This is a genomic window from Collinsella aerofaciens (assembly GCF_002736145.1).
Lineage (GTDB): Bacteria > Actinomycetota > Coriobacteriia > Coriobacteriales > Coriobacteriaceae > Collinsella > Collinsella aerofaciens_A.
On the sequence record NZ_CP024160.1, the window covers coordinates 1,271,860 to 1,294,419 of the forward strand.

The following is a 22,560-nucleotide window of genomic DNA, read 5'->3' on the forward strand; positions in this document are numbered from 1 at the left end:
CGGCTAGACCGTCTGAAGCTTCTCGACCTCGTCGAGATTCTCGGTCAAACGCGCAGCAAACGTCGAAAGCGGATGCGGATGTGTATCGAACTCGTAAGCCATCTCGGTGGAATGGATCACGGTACCGACGCCGGCATCGGTCAGCAGCTCCAGCAGCAGCGAATGCGGCGTGGTACCGTTGATGATGTGAGCGCGAAATACGCCTCCGGCAAGCGCATCGACGGCAGCACGCAGCTTGGGAATCATGCCCTTATCGACCTCGCCGCCGTAGAGCATTTCGTTAACCTCGTCGAGCGTTAGGTTGGAGATGAGTGAGTCTTTATCGCTAAAGTCCTTGTACAGGCCGTCGACGTCGGTCAAAAAGATCGCCTTATGCGCATGCAGCGCCGCCGCAACGGCACCGGCGGCGGTATCGGCGTTGATGTTGAAGAAACCGCCGTCCTCCCCCGCCGCGACGGTAGCGATGACGGGGATGTACTCGCTATCGAGCAGGCGCTCGATATAGTCGGTGTTGACGTGCGTCACTTTGCCCACGCGACCGAGCTCGGGGTCGAGCGGCTCGGCGATGAGCGTGCCGGCATCGCTGCCCGACACGCCCACGGCCAGGTTGCCGTGGTGGTTGATGGCAGCAACCAGCTCCTGGTTGACCTTGCCGCCCAGCACCTCGCGCACGATATCCATGGTCGCCGGCGTGGTCACGCGCTGGCCGTTCTTAAACTCGACGGGGATGTCGTAGTGGCTCAGCGCCTCGTTGATGGCCTTGCCGCCACCGTGCACGATAACAGGGCGCATGCCGATGATCTTGAGCAGCACGATGTCGCTCATCACGTCGCGGCGCAGCCGCTCATCAACCATGGCGGCACCGCCGTACTTGATAACGACCGTCTTACCGGTCAGGTTCTTAATCCACGGCAGCGCTTCGAACAGCAGCTGCGCGGTTGCTTCGTTGGATTCGCTCGAACGACAATCGCGTGCGAATTTCATAATCTGCCTCGTCTTTCGTATCGTTATCGCGCCGTGCTCCGCCGTCCGCAATCGCGGCAAGATGCGCAGCGTGCCTGGAATCTAGGAACGGTAGTCGCCGTTAATGGAGATGTACTCGTGCGTGAGGTCGCAAGTCCACACGGTGGTCGCCGCGTCACCCGCGCCCAGGTCTGCCGAGATCACAATCTCGGACGCCTCAAAACGTCGCAGAGCCTCGTCCTCGTCAAAGGGAACAGTCAGACCGTCGCGACAGACAGGCATGCCCATCATGTCGATGGAAACGTCTTCCTGATTAAACTTCACGCCGCACTTGCCAAGCGCCATAGCAACGCGGCCCCAGTTGCAGTCGTGGCCGGCGATGCAGGTCTTAACGAGCGGCGAGTTGGCAACGGCACGGGCGGCGATATCGGCCTCCTCATCGTTCACGGCGCCGGTAACGTTGACCGTAACAAGCTTAGATGCGCCCTCACCATCGGCGGCGATATTGCGCGCCAGGCTCTCGCACACCTCGTGTACGGCAAACGCCAACTCGTCAAAGGCATCGGAGCCCTCGACGATAGGCTCGGCATCTGTGGCAGCGACGCCGGAGGCAAGCATGATGCAGGTGTCGTTGGTCGAGGTGTCGGAATCGACCGTTACCTTGTTAAAGGTCTGCTTGACGGTCGAGAGCAGCAGGGCATGAAGTGCCGCAGGCTCGACGGGGGCATCGGTGGTGATAACTGCGATCATGGTGGCCATGTTGGGCATGATCATGCCCGAGCCCTTGCACATTCCGCCTACCGTATAGACATTGCCCGCATGACCCGCAGCCTCACTGACGTAGGATACGGCGTACTCCTTGGAGTGCGTGTCGGTCGTCATAATGGCGCGAGCGGCATCGGCGCCACCGTGGGCGGAGAGCGCCTCGTAGGCAGCAGGAATGGCGGTCTCAAACGTGTCGATCGGCAGAATCTGGCCAATCACACCCGTGGAGGCAACCAGAATCTGCTGGGGCTCGCAGCCGATGACCTGCGATGCGATGCTGCACGTCTCGCGCGCGCATGCAAGGCCGGTCTCACCCGTGGCGGCGTTGGCATTGCCAGAGTTGACCGAAACGCCGGCGATGATACCGTAGCCCTTGTCGGCACCGCCCAGGTTGGCACGGCTCACCTGCACGGGCGCCGCGCAAAAGCGATTGGTGGTAAACACGCCGGCACCGGGACAGGGTTTATCGGGCACGACGAGCGCGTAATCCAGACGCTCGGGGTTCTTGCGGAACCCCGCGTGGATGCCTGCGGCTTTAAAACCAGCCGCAGCCGTAACGCCACCCTCGACGGCGCGAATCTTGATATCAAACAGCTCGGTATTCATCGTCTTTATGACTCCTTATGTCAAACAAAAAAGGCGGACATCGGTTGGTGCGCCATGCCAGTCGTGATCGTGAGACCAGCTTAAGAGTGGCGCCCCACTCGATGCCCGACTACCAAATCGTTAACAATCGAATGTGCTACACCGGGCACGCCACTGTGGGCAAGCCTCGTCGCTCGTCAAAGCCAAAGACGATATTGGCGCACTGGACCGCTTGGCCCGCAGCGCCCTTGCATAGATTGTCGATGGCGCCCGTCGCAACCAGCACGCCCGCGCGCTTGTTGAGCGCGAGGCCAATCTGGGCAGCGTTGGTGCCGACGACCGAAGCCGTCTTGGGCTGCTGACCGGCATCGAGTACGCGTACGAAGGTGCGACCGGCGTAGAACTGCTTGTAATAGTCGACGACATCCTCAAGGGTCAAGGTATCGATAGCCTGCGGCGCGAGCGGCATCGTCACCGTGGAAAGCAAACCACGCTTGAGCGGTGCCAGGTGCGGAGTAAAGACGACGCGGTCGGTTAGGCCCAGAATTTGCTCGATTTCGGGCGTATGGCGATGCTTGCCCACGCCATAGGCCTCCAGGTTCTCGTCCGCGCTACAAAAATGGGTGCGGGCGTTGCAGGACTTACCGGCGCCCGTCACGCCGCTAATGGCATCGACGACCACGGGGCCGTTCTCGGCCACCCAGCCCGCGCGCACGGCGGGCGCGGCGGCAAGGCTCGTTGCGGTGGGATAGCAACCGGCGCAGGCGACCAGCACGGGTTTGCCGTCAGCATGGTCGGATGCGGCGGTCTCCAAGTCTTGGCAGAACAGCTCGGGCAGACCGAAGGCACGGGTCTTGAGCAGCTCGGGGCTCGTATGCTCGGCGGCATACCATGTCTCAAAGACGGACGCGTCGTTCAGGCGGTAGTCGGCCGAAAGATCAAAGCAGGAGACGCCCGATGCAAGCAGCGCGGGCACCTGTGCCATGGCAGCCGTGTGCGGCACGGCAAGAAAAACCGCATCGCAGCTCTTGAGCTCGGGGGCGTCATGCGTGGTGAAAACCAGATCGCTCACGCCAGCAAAGCTCGGATACACCGCGGACAGCGGCTGGCCGGCATCGGCGTTGGACGTAATGGCAACAAGTTCAAACTCGGGATGACCGAGCACGAGGCGAATGAGCTCGGCGCCGGCATATCCAGCCGCACCGACGATTCCAACCTTTACAGACATATCAGACTCCTTGTCTGCAGTTATGCACCAATGCGCATCCCGCAGCCGTCGTTATGAAGTGGGTTGAAACTTTAACACCAAAAGATGCATATATACGCAAATCTTTTGCATATTCATGCATTGAAACAATCCCGACACATTCACTCGAAGGAATTGACAAATAGAGCGGGCCCGTATTGACCGACGCTCCTAACGGCGCCGGGCAATACGGGGCCCGCCCATGCGAAAACCAAGTTGTTAGGATGAGCCGGTTGGCTAGAGCTCGACCGGCACCCATTCGTCGTGATTACAGATAAAAGCCTCGGGATCCTCGACGCTAAAGAAGACAAGCGTGGGGTCGTTAGGCCCCTCATAGTGCTCGCCCAGGCGCTCTAGATGCTTCCACCCGGCTTCGCGCATTTCGTCTAAAGCCCGGTCATCCAAGCCAGCGCGCCCGCGCAAGATGAGCCAGCCATGGCCCGGCCACCAACTCGTGGCCTCAAAGCGCTGGTTTTGCAGCAGCTCTTGCCACACATCTTTAGTGCGCGCTGTCACAAACCACAGCTTGCCGTCCTGAATCTGTGCAAACGAGAACGGACGCACATGTGGCTGCCCGTCCACGCTCGTCGCCAGATACCACGCCGGCACCGACGTCAGATACTCCAAAACCGTATTCAATCCGTCCACGTTTCCTCCTGTACTAGTCAGCTTGAGAGTCTGGTTTGTGTGAGCTAGAGCTCCAGGCGCTCCTCGCTGCCGTCGATATCACAGAAGCGCGCGGCAATGTTGCGGACCGAAAAGAAAGCAAGGCGGCCGTCGTTGGCACTCTCGTGTTCCTCGCCGATGCCCACCATGTGCTTAAAACCCGCTTCGCGAACGCGGTCGCTCACCACCGCATCGTCCTCGAGCGCGGCCTCGCCAGTTAACACGATCCAGCACTCCCCCGGTTTCCAGCCCGAAAGCTCAAACTTGGGGTTCGCGCTGAGCTCGGCCCACACGTCCTTATCGCGCGAGGTGCAGAACCACAACTTGCCATCATCGACCATGGCAAATGAGAACGGTCTCACGCGGGGCTGATGCCCGTCGGCCACATCGGTCGTGGCCAGATACCACGCGGGGATGCGTCTGAGGTATGTGCAGGCGCGCTCGAGTTGGGCCGTGCGGTCGATGTCGGTCATAGGAATCCCTTTCTTGCGCTCGAATCGCGCCCTAAACAAGTTGCAGATTGACAACGAGAACCACTGTCACCAGTAGCGCTATAGCCGCCGCGGCCAGCGCATCGACGCGGCCAAACATAAGCGCATGCAGCCGCGTACGCCCCTGCTCGCCATGATAGCAACGGGCATCCATGGCGGCAGACAACGTCTCGGCATGACGGAACACGCCCGTGAACAGTGGAATCGCCACACTGCCGAGCATACGCACGCCGCCGAGCGGGCCACCCGTTACGCGTGCACCGCGGCTTGCCTGCGCGTCCGCCGTCTGCTTCATCTCGGTGGCGAACTGCGGCATAAAGCGCAACGCGATGCCCATGATCATGCCGAGCTCATGCGCAGGGAGCCCCACGCGCGCAAACGGTGCGAGCAGACGCTCAAAGCCCGCGGTGAGGTCGAGCGTAGGCGTGGTGAGCGTAATAGCGCTCATACAGGCCATCATCAAGGTCAGACGGCAGGTCATAAAAGCGGCGGAATGCAGCGAGCCCTCGCTTATCCGCAGAAAGCCGAGCTGCCACAGGATGCGCCCACTCTGATCGGTAAACAAGTTGAGCACCGCGACCACGACGACGATTGCCAGCAGCGGCGCCATCGACGACAGAACGCGACGAACCGGCACCCGAGACACGGCATAGATCAGCACGACGAAAATTGCGACCGGTGCCAGTCCGCGGAAGCCGCTGACCGTAAGCGTCGTGATCAAAAACACAAAGCCCAAGAGCAACTTGGTTCTCGGGTCCAGGCGGTGGATTGCACTATCGCCGGGATAGTAGCTGCCAAACGAAAACGCCTCCATTAGCAGCCCTCCTCTCGCGCGACCGTCTTGGATTTAGCAATGTCCGCGACGTTAGAAGGACCGTCTGAGCGACCGATCAGCAAATCTGCCAGCTCGTCGGCCAGCGACTCAACCGTATAGAGCCCGCCGCAACGCAGCGGCACGCCCGCCTCCGCGAGCGCCAACGCCATGCGCTGAGCAGCAGGTACGCCCAAGCCGATCGACTTGAGCTCATCGGCATGCGCAAACACCTGCGCGGGGGTTCCCTCGGCAAACACCGCACCTTCGTTCATTACGACGATACGGTCGCAGCAATTGGCCAGGTCATCCATGCTGTGTGAAACCATGACAACGGTCAGGCCATCGCGGTGAAGTCGATCGATAAGCTCAAGGAAATCCCTGCGCGCAGCCGGATCGAGCCCCGCCATGGGTTCATCGAGTACCAGGACCTCGGGCTCCATAGCAAGCACGCCGGCAAACGCCACCCGCCGTTGCTGACCGCCCGAAAGCTCAAAGGGACTCTTGTCGCCGACCGTGGAAAGGTCGAGGCCCACGCGCGAGAGCGACGACTCGACGCGACGGTCGACTTCATCTTGCGGCAAGCCAAGGTTGTGCGGGCCAAACGCCACGTCCTGCGTCACGGTTTCGGCAAACAGCTGACGCTCGGGATATTGAAACACCACGCCGACCTTGGCCTTAACCGCGGCGGCGTCTTTCTTGTTTGACAGATCGAGCCCCAGCGCGCGAACGAATCCCTCCTGGGGGCGAATCAAACCGTTGAGATGCTGGACCAGCGTCGACTTACCCGAACCGGTATGACCTGCTAAGCCCAGGAACTCGCCGCGACGCACCGTCAGAGATACATCGCGCAGCGCCCACGGGCTGCTGGGGTCGTTGCCCCAGAGAGCCTGTTTATTCGATTTGCCCGCAGTGGCCGAGCGCTTGCGCCATCGACGGCGCTCGCGGGCACTCAGCGAGTAACTATGCGAGAGGTGCGAAATCTCGATGAAGGGCTCCGACACGGCTGTCCCGTCGGTTGCAGAGGAGACGTTGTCGAGCACACGAGAATCAGATGCAGAAGGCCGCCCTGCGGTGTCTTCCCCACTCCGGTCGGCATATACCTGCGCAATCTCGGCGACCATATCCGCCTCGCGCACCTGCGCATGAACGGGCACGCCCTTCGCACGAAGCGCCGTGCCCAAGCAGCACGACGCAGGCATATCCAGGTTGAGCTCCGCGAGCTCATCTGCCCGCGTCAGAATCTCCTCAGGCGTACCGAGCATGGCAACGTGCCCCGCCCGAAATACCGCGACACGATCGGCCTCGGCGGCCTCTTCCATAAAGTGCGTAATCATCACGATGGTCATGCCGCGATCGTGCAACGCGCGGCAAGCCTTCATGAGGCCCTTGCGTCCACGCGGATCGAGCATCGAAGAAGCCTCGTCCAATATGAGCACGCGCGGTTCCATGGCGAGCACACCGGCAAGCGCCACGCGCTGCTTTTGGCCACCCGAAAGTGCATGGGTCTCGTGGCGCTCAAAGCCCACCAGGCCCACGCCCTTCAGCGCCTCACGTACGCGCTGCGCAATTTGTGCCGATGGCACGCCAAGGTTTTCGGGACCAAACGCAACGTCATCTTCGACAAGCGTTGCCACCAGCTGGTCATCGGGATTCTGGAATACCATGCCCGCGGTCGAACGAATGTCGTAGACCAGCTCGGGATCGGACGCATCCATGCCGTTGATGCGTACTGTGCCCGCATCGGGCTGCAGCAGCGCATTCAGATGCTTGGCAAACGTCGACTTGCCCGACCCATTGCCACCGAGGATGCAGAATAACTCCCCGTCCTCGATGCTCAGATCGACGCCGTCGAGTGCCGGTACGGCACCGTCATAGCTAAAGGAAACACCTCGGCACTCAATCATGCGCGACCTTTGACCTGATCCTTCTTGGGCGTGATGAGGCTGGAGACCGCCTTGTACACCGCAAGCGTCAACACCGAGTTGAGCACGGTCTTGATGAGGTTGAACGGCAGCACGGCAGGAATCATGAGCGGGGCGATCACATCGACCGAGCCATACCAGAACCATACGCCAATGGTAAGGTTTGCGACCATAGACAACGCCGTAGCGGCAATAACGCCGAGCACCAAGCCAATCACGGCACCCTTATAGGTATGCATCTTCTGGTAGGCAATAGCCGCGGGCAGAATGTAGCCCAGCGTGGCAACCAGGTTCATAAGCGCGCCGACCCAGTCACCCGTGGTGAGCGCATGGATAACGATCGCCATGGCGGCAACGGCAGTGCCGGCACCAGGGCCATACGCAAATCCGCACACCATCGCCGGCACCAGCGACGGGTCATACGTCAAAAACGGCGCCGAAGGAAGGATGGGCAGCTGCACGTACATAAACAGGGCACCCAAGGCGCACATCAGCGCCATGGTAACGAGCTGTTTGGTGCTCCACCTATTCGTGTTCTCAAAATGGATATGCTGCGACTGTTCAGACATAAGATCACCTGCCTCTTTCATCCGGACTCTAACCGTTGGTACTGGGATCTCACCAGTTCAGCCGGCATGCGAACCAACGCACACACGGGTCGCGGACTCATCGGCTCGGTCGCAGACGCCTCGCCTGCGCCACGGCACCCCTTTGGCACCGCCCGATTTACCGCCAGTGGGGAATTCCACCCCGCCCTGAAACAGCAATTGCAAGTGTAGCACGAGGGAAGAAGGGCGCAAGTACGCCGAGGGTAATTTGTGGTGGGGATCAGTTGCCGCAACAACCACATCTCTCACTCACACCAAAGTGATGCGCCTTTCGCGCAAAGCGCGAAACAGCAACTGGGATACGTATCCCTATCAGCCACGATCTCCGCCCACGCCGACCTCAAGGCCGTAAACGCAGGGAATCCGGGGGCGTGACGGGGGTTTCTCTCCGGAACATTCCGCAGGACGCAAAGGGGCTCCGCAGCGCGAAGCGCGATGCGGAGCCCCTTTGCATGTCCGAGGACGTTCCGGAGAGAAACCCCCGTCACGCCCCCGGATTCCCGGTGGGAGTTCTAGACCTTGTCGGCCTTAGTACATACCGCCGCCCTGCTGACCAGCAGTAGCAGCAGCGATAGCGTCCTCAAGCTGAGTGTTCTTGGGCACATCGGAGACAGTAGCCTCGGTGATGAGGATCAGGCTGGCGACAGAAGCAGCGTTCTGCAGGGTGACGCGGCTGACCTTGACGGGGTCGAGGACGCCCATCTCGATCATGTCGCCCCACTCGCCGTTGGCAGAGTTGAGACCCTGGCCGGCGGGCAGCTCGGCAACCTTGTCGACCACGACAGCGCCCTCAAAGCCAGCGTTCTTGGCGATGGTAGCGACCGGAGCGGTCAGAGCCTTCTTGACGATATCGACGCCGATCTTCTCCTCGGGGTCGTCAATCTCGACAGCATCGAGCGCAGGCGCAGCGTCCATGAAGGCGACGCCGCCGCCAGCGACGATGCCCTCCTCGACAGCAGCGCGGGTAGCCTGCAGGGCGTCCTCGACGCGATGCTTGATCTCCTTGAGCTCGGACTCGGTAGCAGCGCCGACCTTGATGACGGCAACGCCACCGGAGAGCTTGGCCAGGCGCTCCTGGAGCTTCTCACGGTCGAAGTCAGAGGTGGTGTTCTCCATCTCGCCCTTGATCTGGGCGATGCGGGCATCGATGGCCTCCTTGGAGCCAGCGCCGCCGACGACGACGGTGTTGTCCTTGGAGATGGTGACGGACTTAGCGGTACCGAGCATATCGGCGGTGATGTCAGCGACCTTCACGCCCAGCTCGTCCAGAGCAGCCTGACCACCAGTGAGGACGGCGATGTCCTCGAGGATGCGCTTGCGGCGATCGCCGTAGCCCGGAGCCTTGACGGCGCAGACGTTGAGGGCGCCACGGATCTTGTTGAGGACCAGGGTAGGCAGAGCCTCGCCGTCGATGTCCTCAGCAATGATGAGCAGGCCACGGCCAGCGCGCTGGACAGCCTCGAGAACAGGCATGATGTCTTGGACGCTGGAGATCTTCTGGTCGGTGATGAGGATGTACGGATCCTTCATCACGGCCTCCATGCGGTCGTTATCCGTGACGAAGTAAGCGGAGACATAGCCCTTGTCGAACTGCATGCCCTCGACGGTGTCGATGGTGATGTCGAACGTCTGGGAATCCTCGACGGTGATGACGCCGTCCTTGCCCACGACCTCCATGGCCTCGGCGATCTTCTCGCCGACCTCGGGGTCACCGGCGGAGATGGTACCGACGGAAGCAATCTGCTCCTTGGTCTCGACCGGCTTGGCCTGCTTCTTCATCTCGGCGACGGCGGCGTTGACAGCCTTGTCGATGCCGCGACGGATGGCCAGCGGGTTGGCGCCAGCGGCGACATTGCGCAGACCGTCGTTGACGATGGCCTGAGCGAGCAGGGTTGCGGTGGTGGTGCCGTCACCCACGGTGTCGTTCGTCTTGGTGGCAACCTCCTTCACCAGCTGGGCACCCATGTTCTCGATGTTGTCCTCGAGCTCAATCTCCTTGGCGACAGAAACGCCGTCGTTGGTGATGGTCGGGGCGCCGAACGTGCGCTGCAGCGCGACATAGCGACCCTTGGGGCCCATGGTGACGGTAACGGCGTCGGCCAGAGTGTTGACGCCCTTGGCAAGCTTAGCGCGGGCATCGGTGTTGAACGTAATGTTCTTTGCCATGGTAGGTAATCCTCCAAAAGAAATGTGACTCGCGTCGCCGCTTCCGAGTCCTATGCGACGATCGCGTTCAAAGACGAATCAGAGATTCTGACGAGACTAGGCCTCGACGACGGCGTAGATGTCGTCGGCGCGCATCAGCAGATACTTCTCGCCGTCGACCTTGACCTCGTTGCCACCGAACTTACCGTAGATGACAACGTCACCGACCTTGACGTCCATGGGGATGCGCTCACCCTTGTCGTTGACCTTGCCGGCGCCAACGGCAACGATGGTGCCGCGCTGCGGCTTCTCCTGGGCGTTGCTGGCGATATACAGACCAGAAGCGGTCTTCTGCTCGGCCTCGTCGGGCTTGACCAGAACACGATCTGCAAGCGGCTTCAAAGACGACATGCTTGTCTCCTCCTTTTTGGGCCGCGCGGTTATACCACGCGAATTAACCCTTTTTGTTTGCGTACGCGTTGAATGGTACCCACGAATGGCGGGTTATACAACACGGAGTCAAAAAATCTTATTTTTTGGCACTTAGATTTTCTGAATGCCGGGGGATAACTTAGCAGTGGCTCCCGTGTGGCTGCGGAGGGGCGGGGCATAAGGTTTCCTGCTCGGGCAGTCCTGCTCGCACGAAGGCCACATTAAGTGGCCTTCGGCTCGTGCGGAACTCGCGATAAACCTTATGCCCCGCCCCGCCGGAGCCACACGGGAGGCAGGTTAACTGATTCGGGCCCGGCATTCAGAAAAGTCAGTGCAGTAAAATGGCGATGCGGATAGGAATGCGGGAATGGTTTTCGCCGCGCGCACGGGTCCCCTGGGGAACACCGTGCATTTTTGGGAGTTTTCAGCAGGCCAGGACGGCTGCATACGCGCCGGACACACCATATTGGTCCCAAGAACGCCTTTGACCTGCGATTTGGGTCGACGGGCAAACCCCGTTAGGACAAAAAAGCGTGCCTCGCGCCGCACCGGACCCCAAAATGACGTCGATCTCCGCAATGCCACCCGACTGCAGCGGCACCGGCAGAGCTCACGGTGCTGAATACTCCATTTTTTGCACGGCCCAGGCGGGGGTACATCAGGACCGGAAAGAACATCTCAACTTTTTTTGCAATCTGCAACTGGAAGTATGCAAAACGCTAAGAGAAAGCATCGCTGATGTCCAAATTGAGCGCGCGGGGAAGCGGCGCCTCCGCCCCGCGCCCAGATCAAGCAGGGCGGGGACGCTCCTAACGAACCCCCATTGGCAAACAAACGCGGCTCGAGCGCCATCCCAAAATAAGCTGCCCAAGCCGCGTTTAACGGTAAGACATGAATACTTAGCGCTCGTAGATTAGGTTGCCTGCCAGGTAGGTGGCCTGAACTTTGGTGTCCTGGAGCTCTTGGGGGTCGATGGTGAGCGGGTTTTGGTCCAGGACTACCAGATCGGCGTATTTGCCGGGTTCCAGGCTGCCGAGGTTTTGCTCGTCGCCCGCTGCATAGGCGCTGCCCAGGGTGTAGTTGCGCAGAGCCGTTGCCGCATCGATGCGCTCGCTCGGCAACCAGCCGCCCTCGGGCCAGTGGCTTTTGGGGTCTTGGCGCGTGATAGCCGTGTAGAGCACGTTCATGCTGGTAACGGGCGTGATAGGGCTGTCGGTACCGAAGGCTTGGCGAATGCCGCGCTGCTTATAGGTTGCGAACGGCCACATGATGCGGCTACGCTCCAGGCCCAGATCGCGCTCCGGTCCACCCGGGTCGAGTGTAATGTGGCAGGGCTGGCTCGAAGCAACCACGTTGAGCCTGCGCAGGCGTTCGATGTCCTCGGGCAGAAGGTTCTCCAGGTGCTCGAGCGTGTTATGGCCGTGCTGGGGCAGGCCGTACAGTTCGGCCGCTTCCTCGAAGATATCGAGCGCGGCATGGATGGCACCGTCGCCGATGACGTGGATGCGCACGGTGTGGCCGCGCTCCGCAGCCGCCAGAACCAGCTTACGCATGCGCTCGACAGGAACTGTCAGACGGCCCTGGTCGCCCGGGAAGCGTGGATTGGTATAGGGCTCGGTGAGATATGCCGTGTGTTCGCTCGACACACCGTCGAAGAACTGCTTAAAACCAGGCGCCGAGAGCAGCACATTGTTCGCGTAACGTGCCTGCAGCTCTTCCAAGCGCGACTGGTCATCCAGCAGCGTGGGGAACAGATGGGCTCGGATGCCCAACTTGCCGGCTGCCTGCAGTTTGTCGTAGACGTCGTCGCGGATAAAATCGCAGCCCGGCATGGGCATGAGCGACATGTCGCAGATCGAGGTGATGCCCTGCTCGGCCATACGCCTCATTTGATCGGCGTAAGCGCTTGCAATGCGATCCTCCCCCAGCCACTCAAGGCAGCGCGGAAGCAGCTGCATGGCGGCCGCCTCGTGAGCGATACCCGTGAGCTCGCCGTTTGCATCCTTGTCGTAGCTACCGCCCGCCGGAGGCTCGCTGTCGCGCGTGACGCCGAGCGCCTCGAGTGCGCGGCTGTTGAGCCACAGCGTGTGCCCGTCGCCCGAATACATAACACAGGGGCGATCGGGGAATGCCGCATCGAGCGACGCCTTGGTAGGATGCTCGGGCGGGTCCCAACGGTAGTCGCGCCAGCCCTGCGTTACAACCCAGGCGTCATCGGGCAGGCCCTGGGAAAACTCAAGCGCGTGCTGCACCAGCGCCGCCTCGGACGTACCCATATCCATGAGCATGTACGGCGAGGAGCCGACCGAGGTATGGAAGAAGTGCAAGTGCGCATCGTGGAAACCGGGGCAGACAAACTGCTCGCCGTAGTCGATAACCGACGTGGCGGCAGGAGCGGCGGCAATCACGTCATCGGGCGCACCGACTGCGACGATACGGTCGCCTGCGATGGCAATCGCCAGCTCGCGGGCGGTATCGATGCCGTCTTGCGCGGTAAAGACGTTCTTGGAGCGGATAATCCGATCGATATGTTGCATGGGCATCCCCATCTCTGGCAGGAAATTCAACACCCCCGAGTGTACTCCCCCGCCCTTGTAACAAAACCCCAAGCGGCAAACGGCAACTTTACCAGCCCTAGCGGCAGGTGGCATACTGGAGAGAGCCTGTACGATTTTGCGATCAACCCAGCAAGGAGCAAATCGACCATGACGAAGACCAAGGCACAGCAGATTATGGCGGCGACCGAGGCTCGCGCGGCTGACGACGTCACCGCAGCCATCAAAGATATCGCTACCGAGTTTGAACCCTATATCATCAAGCAGCGCCGGCACTTCCATAAGCACCCGGAGCTGAGCCTTGCCGAGGAGCGCACGACCTCCGACATCGCTAACCAGCTCGACGCCATGAATATCCCCTACGAGCGTCCGCTCAAGACCGGCTTGGTGGCAACGCTTCGCGGTACCGCGTCGGATGCCTACCACGAGGACGGCACGCCGCGCCGCCGCATCCTGCTGCGCGCGGATATCGACGCCCTGCCCGTCACCGAGCAGACCGGCGAGGAGTTTGCCAGCGTCAACGAGGGCTGCATGCACGCCTGCGGCCACGACTGCCACATCGCCATGATGCTCGGCACGCTGCAAATCCTGCGCCATATGACCGACGACATCCACGGCGAAGTCCGCATCGTCTTCCAGCCCAGCGAGGAAAACGGCCAGGGCGCCAAGCTCATGATCGGCACGGGCGTGCTCGACGGCGTCGATGGCGCCTACGCCGCGCACATCTGGAGTGAGGTCGACGCCGGCACCGTGAGCTGCGAGCCCGGACCGCGCATGGCCAATACCGACTGGTTCCGCATCGATGTTCGCGGCACCTCATGCCACGGTGCCATGCCCCAGCGCGGCCACGACGCCGTTATGGTGGCCGCCGAGATCGTCAATGCCCTGCAGACCATCGTTTCGCGCGAGATCAGCCCCTACGAGCCGGCCGTCATTACCGTCGGCGAGCTGCACGGCGGCACCGCGCGCAACGTTATCGCCGGCACGGCCTACCTCGCCGGCACGGTGCGCACCTACGGAGATTCGACCCACGAGGAAATGCCGGAGCTCATGCGCCGCATCGTGGAGCATACCGCGGCCGCCTTGGGCGCCGAGGCAAAGCTCACCGACTACACCATCGCCAATTATAAGGTCGAAAACGATGCCGCCTCGAGCGAGCGTTGTCGTCAGGCCGTGGTCAAGTGCCTGGGTGCAGCCGGCGAAGGCCATTATCGCGGCACACTTTCGGGCGAGGATTTTTCGGAGTACCTGCGCCGTGTACCGGGCGTGCTCGCCTTTGTAGGTACGCGCAACCCCAAGATTGGCGCCACGTACGCCCAACATTCCTGCTTCTACAAGATCGACGAGACTGTGCTGGCAAAGGGCTCCATGGTGGCCGCCCAGTATGCCATCGACTTTTTGGCCGAGCCCACACAAGAGGAGCTCGACGGCCCCGCGATCACCGCGGTCGCCGAAACCAACCCCGACCTGGCCGCCAAGTTGCGCTCTGCCAAGGCAACGACCGCCGAGGCTCGCGACGCCATCCATGACGCCCGCACGGCTCGTCATGCCGCGATCAAGGGCATCCACGATGCACGCGCCGCCGCTCGCCGCGAGGAGAAGCACGACGAGTAGTCGATCCACGACCATCTCGCAGTCATAGCCGCATCGCGATATCAAAGCGGGGGCGGACGCTTCGGCACGTCCGTCCCCGCTTATTTGTCAAGCGCTATTTCTACCGTTTCTACCCCGTCCCCAAATGGCAGGTGGCAGGGTTACTCGTCCTGCGGGTCCTCGTCGGAGCTTGGCGCAGGCTCGGGCTCAGGCGCAGGCTCGGGCTCCGGTTCCGGCATGGGCGCGGGCTCGGGCTCAGGCATGGGCGCGGGCTCGGGCTCAGGCACGGGCGCGGGCTCAGGCTCAGGCTCGGGCTCGGGCGCAGGCGCCGGCGCCGCAGCGGAATCGGATACGGGCGCTGCGTCGGCGCTAAAACCAGCCGGAGCAGACTTCTTCTCAAACGGCAGCACAAAAGTCAGGACGTCGTCCTTGTCCTCGTCGGCCCACTCGCTTGCGTAGCGTGCAACCCAATAGCCAACGGCGCGATGCTTGAGCATGTTGCCAAAGACCGTGAGGAATACCGTAACAAACGCCGTCAGCACCAAGAACAATACGAGCGTAATGCCGCCGCCGGTAACAAGCGCCTCAATAGCCGTAGGACGGTAGTAGTAGCTATACATACCGACAGAGGCAATGGTGCCAAAGACGAACGTCAGGATCCAGGTGACAACGTTGGCGACCAGGCCCGTCAAAAACTCGGGAAGGAACGAAGCGCAGAACAGCTTGGTCTTATTGTTCTTAAAGGCCGCCCAGACCTTATCGAGCGAAAACGCGCTCTCGACGCGGCCGGTCACCGCAAAGTGCATCACGGCGATGTCGGCGAACATGGTAAAGAAGACACCCAGGACCGCCGCGGCAATCATAGCCAGAACAAACAGGCCCAGCGAACCGATCAGCGCGGCCTCGAGCGCATAAGAGCCGTAATATGAATACGAACCCGCGGCACCAATTACCACGCTCTCCACCAGCGAAAGCGCCACACCGATAACGGGAATGGCAGCGATAACCTTGAGCACGCCCGAGATAACACCCGAAAAGACGCCCAGACCAAACGACGTGGAGCGTATCAGCGGACGATCCATGCCGTCATCGACCTTAAGCGACAGGTCGCGGCCCCATTCGATGCCAAAGCCAGAACCGCACGCGCTTGCCACACAGGCAGCCAAAAAGCCGATGGCAGCCGCGATACCGCCGATAACGGGAATGAACAGCACGAGCACTGACACGACACAGATGAGCGCCGGCAAAAAGGCGATCTGGCACACGCGCTGCAGCACGCCCGGCGTCTTGGTCATGTCCTCAAACGCCTGAGCCACACAGCCCTTGGACGCATTCGCCACGGGCGGTTGCGGAGCAAACTGCTGGGGCTGACCCTGAGGGGCAGAGGCTGCGGCACCGGCATTGGGGGCACCACACGCGCCGCAGAACTTGTCGTTATCGCCCATGGGGGCACCACACTGCGAACAGAACATCGAGATCATCCCTTCGTATCTTGAGCGAATCATCTGGATCGCAAACGATGTCTTTAGCATCATTATCACCCAATGTGGGGACAAATGCTCCAACATGACGTATTTGCAACGCGCAGGGCGCTATTCGATTGTTTGATGAGCTCGACCGCGTTAGTTCGTTCCGCGGAAACCCTTGCCGACGATCTCGGAGCTGTCGACAATCGTGATAAAGGCACCCGGATCGATCTCGCGCGCGTAGCGACGCAGCTGCACGGCCTCGCGACGACTCAGCACGCTCATAATCACCGTCACGCACTTGCCCGAGAAGGCACCGTAGCCGCGACTGATGGTCGCCGTACGGTTGAGATGCTTGACGATAAACTCCTCGACCTTAAGGGGCTCGGAACAAATGACCGTGCAGACTTTGCGCAGGTGAATGCTCTCGATGGCCTTGTCGACCACAAGCGTCTTGGCAAACAGGCCGAGCACGCAGTACAGACCGACGCGCGGACCGTACAAGAAGGCCGCGATGGTCACGATGCCGATATCGACCAACAGCAGCGCACGGCCGATCTCAAGCGTAGTGCGGCGTTTGAGAATCATGGCGAGGATGTCCGTGCCGCCCGTCGAGGCACCAATATCAAAGACGATGGCGCTGCCGAGCGCCGGCAAGATGACGGCAAAGCACAGGTCGAGCCACATATCGCCCGTCATCGAGACATCGGTCGGAATAAAGAGCTCAAACAGCGAAACATAGGCGGACAGCGCAAACGAGGCGAAGACACTCCACAGGATTGCCTTGCGCTCCAAAAAGATAAAGCCCAAAACGACGAGAACCGCGTTGATAATCCACATAAAGACGCCGACGGGCAGAGTCGGGAACAGCGTGGACAGAATGACCGACACGCCCGAGGTGCCGCCAAAAGCAAAGTGATTAGGGGTTTTAAACGCAACGATGGCAAAGGCCGTAAGAATCAGGCCCAAATTGAGCTCGGCAAAAAAGCGCGGGAAGCCCGGCTCCTGGCTGCGCTTTTGACCGGCACGCTCGCCGCGCTCGATATCGGTGCGATCAACCACGCGCTCCATCGGCACCACGGGAGGACGATGCACCTCCTCGGCAGCACGCGATGCCGCCTCTGCAGCGGCGGCCTCAATCGCCCATGCCTTGCTTTCTGTTTCGTGCTCGTCGGCCATTACGGCAGCTCCTCGTTAACGATTTGGAAACAATGCGCCCATTAGGGTAACGCGGAACGCGACGATTGCAACCCCTAGTTAGACGAGCGGTATGCCTACATCGGGGGGCATACAAAAAACGGCCGGCCACGCTTTTGCTTACGCGGTCGGCCGTTTAATGTTTTCGCAGATAAAACCTGCCAAAACAAACCTGTCCCTTTTTGGAAGGTTATTCGTGCTGGCTGGTGCGGTGCTCGTACTCCTCGGGGGTGATGACGTCCTCGATGCGCAGGTTGACGCCCGCCACCTCAAGGCCGGTCATCGCGGCAAGGCGCTCGGTGACGCGCGCCTTGACATCGTCGAATATCGCGGGCGCATAGGCGCCGTACTCGATGATGACGGAGATGTTGACGACCACGCGATTGTCATCGGTGACCTCGACCGTCACGCCCTTGGTCAGATTCTCGGCACCAAACTGCTCCTGCACAAAGTGCATGAGGTTACCCTTCATGCCCAGAACGTGCGGAACTTCGCGGGTGGCCATGGCGACGATCTTCTCGATCACACCGTTGGAATAGGTCAGCGAGTCCTCGGACTCGTCCGCTTCCTCGTCATCCTCATCCACATCGGACTCGGCCTCGACGAGCGCCTCATCCTCGAGCGTTACGTCCTCGGCCTCGGCGGTGACGGTCTCGTCTGCCTCGAGCTCGGTATCGGCTACATCGACCTTCGTATTAAAAGCCATGGTTCCTCCTTATGCCTGCCGCGGATGCGACAGTCGAATACATATTAGCGACCGCTAAACAGACGGCCGAAAAAGTTGACGATCCCGTTCTCGCCGTCGCGAATTTGGCCGATCACAGCGCCGATCAGCACGAAGAATGCAATGACGAGCGTGTCCCACAGGCCCAACGTGAGCACCAACACAGCGAGGATAAAGCCAGCGACGGCGCCGAGCGTGGTGTTGGGATGACGCACAGCATAGCTCCAGATGGCAGCGCCCGTACCCTTGATGAGACCCATAGCCTCGTCAAAATCCGCGGCTGCCGCGTCTTGTAACTCGGTTGCCTCTGCTTTGGAATCAACAGGTTCGCTCGCCGGTGTGGCGCTCTGGTCAATCGTCAGGCGCGGCGTACGAGCGGTCTTATCTTGATTGGTATCACTCACCGGAAACCTCCACGGTCTGGACGGTAGTCTTGGACGGCAAAAAACGGACGCGCGTGGTCGTACCCGGCGTGCCGAGCATGGTGTCGCAAGCTTCCTCGATGCGCTGCTGCATCGCGGTAGCCAGAGATGCCACGTCCTTATCGTCAAGCGCGATAGCCTCGACCTTAAATCGGACGTGCGAATCGTCGGGGCCTTGGACGCGGGCCTCGACATGCTCGACCATCACGCGGTCGTCGCGCTCGGCAGCAGCCCTAGCACACGAAGAAAGCGCCGCAAGGGTGACCTCGATATTGCGCTCCCCCGCCGGATGCACGCAGGACGGCTCGCGACGGGCGAACATCAGGCGGAAGAAGCTTACCAGCACGCCGATCGCCACAACTCCGCCGCATGCCGTCACGACAATGCGCGGCATGGGGTCGCGCATCAGCAGCATAAAGCGATACGTATACGGCCCCCAAAACTGGCAGACAAGCGTACCCAGCGCCACGATGGCGGTGGCAAGATACACAATCGCTAGGGCTCGTTTGAGTACGCGCACGTGGCGCCCCCTTCAAATCTCGGCTCTCGAAATGCAAAACGGTTCGCATCATTATAAAAGAGCCGGGTCCGGTGCCTCATTGCACGCGGATCCGGCTCATCTATTCCACGAGGCTTGCATGCTCGCTTCATTATGCCCAGATATGCACGGCTCAATCCGTGCGGGCGCTACTCCTCCTCGAGGGCAGCGATGACCTCGTCGGTCATGTCCATGGTGCTGTAGACGTCCTGGACGTCGTCGAGCTCCTCAAGACGGTCGATGAGGCGCTGAACCTTCTTGGCGTCGGCGCCGGAGACCTCGGTCGGGGTGGTCGGGACCATGGTGGTCTCGGAACCCTTGACCTGGACGCCCTGCTCCTCGAGCGCCTTGGAGACAGCCATAACCTCGTTGGCAGTAGTCCAGACGATCCACTCCTCGCCGGCATCCTCGTAGTCCTCGCCACCGGCCTCGGCGATGGCCATCATGAACTCATCCTCGTCGCCGGCAGCACCGTTGGCGATCATGGTCTCCTTCTTGGCGTTCTCGTCCAGGATCTCCTTGGCGACGACGATCTGGCCCTTGCGCTCAAACTGGAAGGCGACGGAGCCGGAGGTGCCCAGGTTGCCACCAGCGTGGGAGAAGGCGGAACGGACATCAGCGGCGGTACGGTTGCGGTTGTCGGTCAGGCAGTCGACGTAGACGGCGACACCGGCGGGACCGTAGCCCTCGTACACGATGTTCTCGTAGACGGCGGCGTCAGCACCCGAACCAAAAGCCTTGTCAATAGCGGACTTGATCTTGTCCTTAGGCATGGACTGAGCCTTGGCCTTGGCAACGGCAGCGGCGAGGCTGGCGTTGTTCTCGGGCAGCGGGTCACCGCCGAGACGGGCAGCAACGGTGATGTTGCGGCTGAGCTTGGAGAAGAGGGCGGAACGCTTGGCGTCCTGCGCGCCCTTACGATGCTTGGTTGTGGCCCACTTAGAGTGTCCGGACATACGTGTCTCCTATCGGTTTCGACCTAAAGCCCAGCGCAGATGCTCGGGCAATATAAACAAACGTCGTTATGATATACCTACTGGCCTGCGAGATAAACCCCAAAATGAAGGCGTCGTGATGATGGCCCCTTTGGTGCAAAGAAACCTGACCCCAATGCATCAAGTTAGGACCAGAGGAAGTCGCTGCGGGTGACGGTGGCGCCGATGGCGAAGGGCATACAGGCGATGACCGGATACAGGTAGCGCATGTAGGTCGAGCCGTTGCACGGACCAATCAGGCACACGGCGAGCACGCCCAGCAGCGGCACCCAGATGGCCAGCGCGCGCCACGAATGGCGGCGCAACAGGTAAACCACCACGACGATCATGATCCACACATAGGTGGCCGAGCTCATGGTGAGCGAGATAAACGGGATGCGCTGCACCGCCACGCGGTACAGGTTAATCAGGTGGTCGCACCAGCGCACGACCTTGCTATCGACCGGATGGAAGTCAAAGTACTTGAGGTTATCGGGCTTCGCCATGATCTCGGCACTGCGCGCGGTGCTGTAGACCCATGCATCGCGAGCACTCGGATAGAAGTACCCGTAGTAGTTATTGATGAGCGCCGAGATATAGCACTCGGGATCCTTCTTAAACATCTGGGCCCATACCTCAAAATAGGCATCGATGTCCTCCTGCGAGGCGTACTCGTTAAAGCAATTTTTGACGGCGTCCGACTTGTCAGGGTTGTAGCGGCGGCCCAGGTTCTCGTACTTGAGCACGCGATCGATCACGGCGCGCTCCTCATCGGTCACCAAACCGTCGCAAGGAGCCTCCACGATGGTGCCGTCCTCCTTAACCGTGGGGTTGACGCCCGAGTTGAGGCCGTCGTGCTTTTGGACGAAACGAGCCGTCTGCTGGAACGGAATCGAGAGGATTTCGCGCTTGGAACCGGGCGTGATATCGTGCGCCGGCATAAAGACCTTGGTGAAGTACATATTAGAGGCAAGGCAGAGCGCGAGCACCGCGAGAACGCCAACCCAGCGGAAACGCGGCGTGGCGCATGAGACCGCGGTGCCCGTCTGCTTAGCCGCACGACGAGCGACATGTACATCCCATGCGCAAAACGCCGCCGCAATCACGCAGGCCGCCAACGGAAAGACCAGGCCTCCATTGCGCAAAAACGTGGAACCCATGGCAGCCAGCGCAAGCAACAGCCAGTCGTGGCGCGCAAAGAGCACGGGGGCTTTCTCGCCCGCTCGCTCGACATTGGCATCACGACGGGGCAGGCCACATGCGACGAGCTTGACGGTCTGTACCAGCAGCACCAAAAACGCGTCGGCAAAGAGCACGTCTTTGGTGAGCAACGCCGCGTAGTTAGAGAACATCGGCATAAACGCAAAGAACAGCAGGATCGCACCGCGAACCGGCAGGCTCACGCCCAGTTTGCGCAGCGACGAAATGGAATAGGCCATGCAGGCAGCCGTGATGACAAATTGAGCACAGGTATAGATGATGAGGCCCGCGTTAGCGCTGTTGAACAGCGAAAGCCCCAGTTGAACGCACGAGCCGATAATGGCCGTGTGCACTACGGGATGATGCCCGTTGAGCAGCACGCTGGGGTTGAGTAGGCGCAGGTAGTCGCTCGTGCCGTTGGGATAGTTGAACCACTGGCGAATCTGCGCACCCGTATCTCCCATAAAAAGGCCGGGCAGCGAAGCGATGAGCGTGGGCGCCCAGGCGATCATAAGCACCAGGAAGGGCCCGGCAAAGGGATGGACCGAGAGCACGGCGTGAGCCACGCGCCATATGCGGCCAAAGTGCGCCTCGGAAAACGGGATGCGCCGAGAGCTCAGCCAATCTAGACACTCAAAAACCAGATAGAAGGCCACGATCGCTAGGAGCATCCAGCCCGCGCCGCCAATCCAGGCGCAGATGATGCGGGCCTTGTCGCCAAGGACAATCTCGGCCGAGTCGGTGAGGTCGTAGCTGCGGCCGAACACCATGCAGATGGCGAAAAACAGCGACGGCAGAATAATCGATGGGCGCCAGGTGTCGCCACGGCCAAAGAATACGTAGCGAAACGGCAGCGTGAGCAGACAGGCAAGCGCAAGCAGCATGACCGCGTCGGTATGGCCGGCAAACGAGAGGAGCACCTCGTAGCACACGTACAGCATGCCCGAGGCTTTGGGGTCAATCGCCAAGACTGCGTTGCTCGACACCGGGGCGGGATCGATGGAAAACGCCGTGGTCGCCAACAGCGCGAGCAGAAATGCGATGAGCGTCTGCTTGGCGGGGTAGCGCTTAAACCAGACGATGCGGGCAGCGTCGCGCGCAGCCGTTGTGGAGAGATCGGAATCCTTCACAGTCCGAAAGCCTTTCTAGAAACCTGCCAAAAAGGGACAGGTTTATTTTGGCAGGTTTTATCTGGGGAAACGTTACGGTTCTGTCATCGTTGCCCAGCAAACCACCACAAAGGCGCCCGTCCCC

Annotated in this window: 19 protein-coding genes and 1 riboswitch; of the genes, 1 reads left to right on the forward strand and 18 read right to left on the reverse strand. The window is 60.8% G+C overall.

All coding sequences use genetic code 11. From position 1 onward, the window contains the following. Window positions 1-3: 3 nt before the first annotated feature. The 11 genes from argB to CSV91_RS05685 form a co-directional block, all read right to left on the reverse strand. Entirely contained in the window at window positions 4-984 is a 981-nt protein-coding gene (gene argB, locus CSV91_RS05635) for an acetylglutamate kinase (RefSeq protein ID WP_099432114.1), read from the reverse strand. 81 nt (window positions 985-1,065) lie between these two features. Continuing rightward, window positions 1,066-2,334: a bifunctional glutamate N-acetyltransferase/amino-acid acetyltransferase ArgJ gene (gene argJ / locus CSV91_RS05640; protein WP_172622454.1), complete on the reverse strand. Its 1,269-nt coding sequence runs from the start codon at window positions 2,332-2,334 to the stop codon at window positions 1,066-1,068. 136 nt (window positions 2,335-2,470) lie between these two features. Continuing rightward, entirely contained in the window at window positions 2,471-3,541 is a 1,071-nt protein-coding gene (argC, locus tag CSV91_RS05645) for an N-acetyl-gamma-glutamyl-phosphate reductase (protein WP_099432116.1), read from the reverse strand. Between the two features lie 255 nt (window positions 3,542-3,796). Then, complete coding sequence (locus CSV91_RS05650; protein ID WP_099432117.1) at window positions 3,797-4,207, reverse strand: pyridoxamine 5'-phosphate oxidase family protein; 411 nt, start codon at window positions 4,205-4,207, stop codon at window positions 3,797-3,799. Window positions 4,208-4,251: 44 nt separating this feature from the next. Continuing rightward, the gene (locus tag CSV91_RS05655; protein ID WP_099432118.1) at window positions 4,252-4,698 is read right to left on the reverse strand and encodes a pyridoxamine 5'-phosphate oxidase family protein; all 447 of its coding nucleotides are present in this window, start codon (window positions 4,696-4,698) and stop codon (window positions 4,252-4,254) included. A 31-nt stretch (window positions 4,699-4,729) separates the two neighbouring features. Beyond that, window positions 4,730-5,530 (reverse strand): energy-coupling factor transporter transmembrane component T family protein, encoded by an 801-nt coding sequence (locus tag CSV91_RS05660; protein ID WP_099432119.1) that lies wholly within the window; start codon window positions 5,528-5,530, stop codon window positions 4,730-4,732. Beyond that, window positions 5,530-7,434: an energy-coupling factor transporter ATPase gene (locus CSV91_RS05665; RefSeq protein WP_099432120.1), complete on the reverse strand. Its 1,905-nt coding sequence runs from the start codon at window positions 7,432-7,434 to the stop codon at window positions 5,530-5,532. The genes CSV91_RS05660 and CSV91_RS05665 overlap by 1 nt, the downstream gene beginning before the upstream one ends. Next, window positions 7,431-8,021, reverse strand: coding sequence for an ECF transporter S component (locus tag CSV91_RS05670; protein WP_099432121.1), 591 nt, complete (start codon window positions 8,019-8,021; stop codon window positions 7,431-7,433). Before CSV91_RS05670 ends, CSV91_RS05665 begins: the two co-directional genes overlap by 4 nt. A 5-nt stretch (window positions 8,022-8,026) precedes the next feature. Beyond that, a riboswitch (FMN riboswitch) is annotated at window positions 8,027-8,219 on the reverse strand. Between the two features lie 369 nt (window positions 8,220-8,588). Beyond that, window positions 8,589-10,226 carry a chaperonin GroEL gene (gene groL / locus CSV91_RS05675; protein WP_006234938.1) on the reverse strand — a complete coding sequence of 546 codons (1,638 nt, stop codon included), beginning with the start codon at window positions 10,224-10,226 and terminating at the stop codon, window positions 8,589-8,591. A gap of 96 nt (window positions 10,227-10,322) precedes the next feature. After that, window positions 10,323-10,616: a co-chaperone GroES gene (gene groES, locus CSV91_RS05680; protein WP_022094351.1), complete on the reverse strand. Its 294-nt coding sequence runs from the start codon at window positions 10,614-10,616 to the stop codon at window positions 10,323-10,325. 920 nt (window positions 10,617-11,536) lie between these two features. After that, on the reverse strand, window positions 11,537-13,180 hold the full coding sequence (locus CSV91_RS05685; protein ID WP_232049568.1) for an amidohydrolase: 1,644 nt from the start codon (window positions 13,178-13,180) through the stop codon (window positions 11,537-11,539). 162 nt (window positions 13,181-13,342) lie between these two features. Between CSV91_RS05685 and CSV91_RS05690 the strand changes: the two genes are divergently transcribed. Beyond that, window positions 13,343-14,806 (forward strand): M20 family metallopeptidase, encoded by a 1,464-nt coding sequence (locus CSV91_RS05690; RefSeq protein ID WP_099432122.1) that lies wholly within the window; start codon window positions 13,343-13,345, stop codon window positions 14,804-14,806. A 140-nt stretch (window positions 14,807-14,946) separates the two neighbouring features. Here CSV91_RS05690 and CSV91_RS05695 read toward each other — a convergent pair whose 3' ends face one another. From CSV91_RS05695 to CSV91_RS05725, 7 genes are all read right to left on the reverse strand, one after another. Next, complete coding sequence (locus CSV91_RS05695) at window positions 14,947-16,257, reverse strand: DUF4013 domain-containing protein (protein ID WP_099432123.1); 1,311 nt, start codon at window positions 16,255-16,257, stop codon at window positions 14,947-14,949. Window positions 16,258-16,407: 150 nt separating this feature from the next. Next, a complete protein-coding gene (locus CSV91_RS05700) occupies window positions 16,408-17,430 on the reverse strand; it encodes a YitT family protein (protein WP_099432124.1) in 1,023 nt (340 codons plus the stop codon). A gap of 208 nt (window positions 17,431-17,638) precedes the next feature. After that, complete coding sequence (locus CSV91_RS05705) at window positions 17,639-18,154, reverse strand: Asp23/Gls24 family envelope stress response protein (RefSeq protein WP_006234930.1); 516 nt, start codon at window positions 18,152-18,154, stop codon at window positions 17,639-17,641. Window positions 18,155-18,198: 44 nt separating this feature from the next. Continuing rightward, window positions 18,199-18,576 (reverse strand): DUF2273 domain-containing protein, encoded by a 378-nt coding sequence (locus tag CSV91_RS10150; protein WP_040358983.1) that lies wholly within the window; start codon window positions 18,574-18,576, stop codon window positions 18,199-18,201. Beyond that, window positions 18,569-19,114 carry an Asp23/Gls24 family envelope stress response protein gene (locus tag CSV91_RS05715; RefSeq protein ID WP_099432125.1) on the reverse strand — a complete coding sequence of 182 codons (546 nt, stop codon included), beginning with the start codon at window positions 19,112-19,114 and terminating at the stop codon, window positions 18,569-18,571. The genes CSV91_RS10150 and CSV91_RS05715 overlap by 8 nt, the downstream gene beginning before the upstream one ends. A 167-nt stretch (window positions 19,115-19,281) precedes the next feature. After that, complete coding sequence (locus CSV91_RS05720) at window positions 19,282-20,088, reverse strand: YebC/PmpR family DNA-binding transcriptional regulator (RefSeq protein ID WP_006234926.1); 807 nt, start codon at window positions 20,086-20,088, stop codon at window positions 19,282-19,284. 164 nt (window positions 20,089-20,252) lie between these two features. Continuing rightward, entirely contained in the window at window positions 20,253-22,436 is a 2,184-nt protein-coding gene (locus CSV91_RS05725) for a DUF6020 family protein (protein WP_232049569.1), read from the reverse strand. Window positions 22,437-22,560 lie beyond the last annotated feature (124 nt).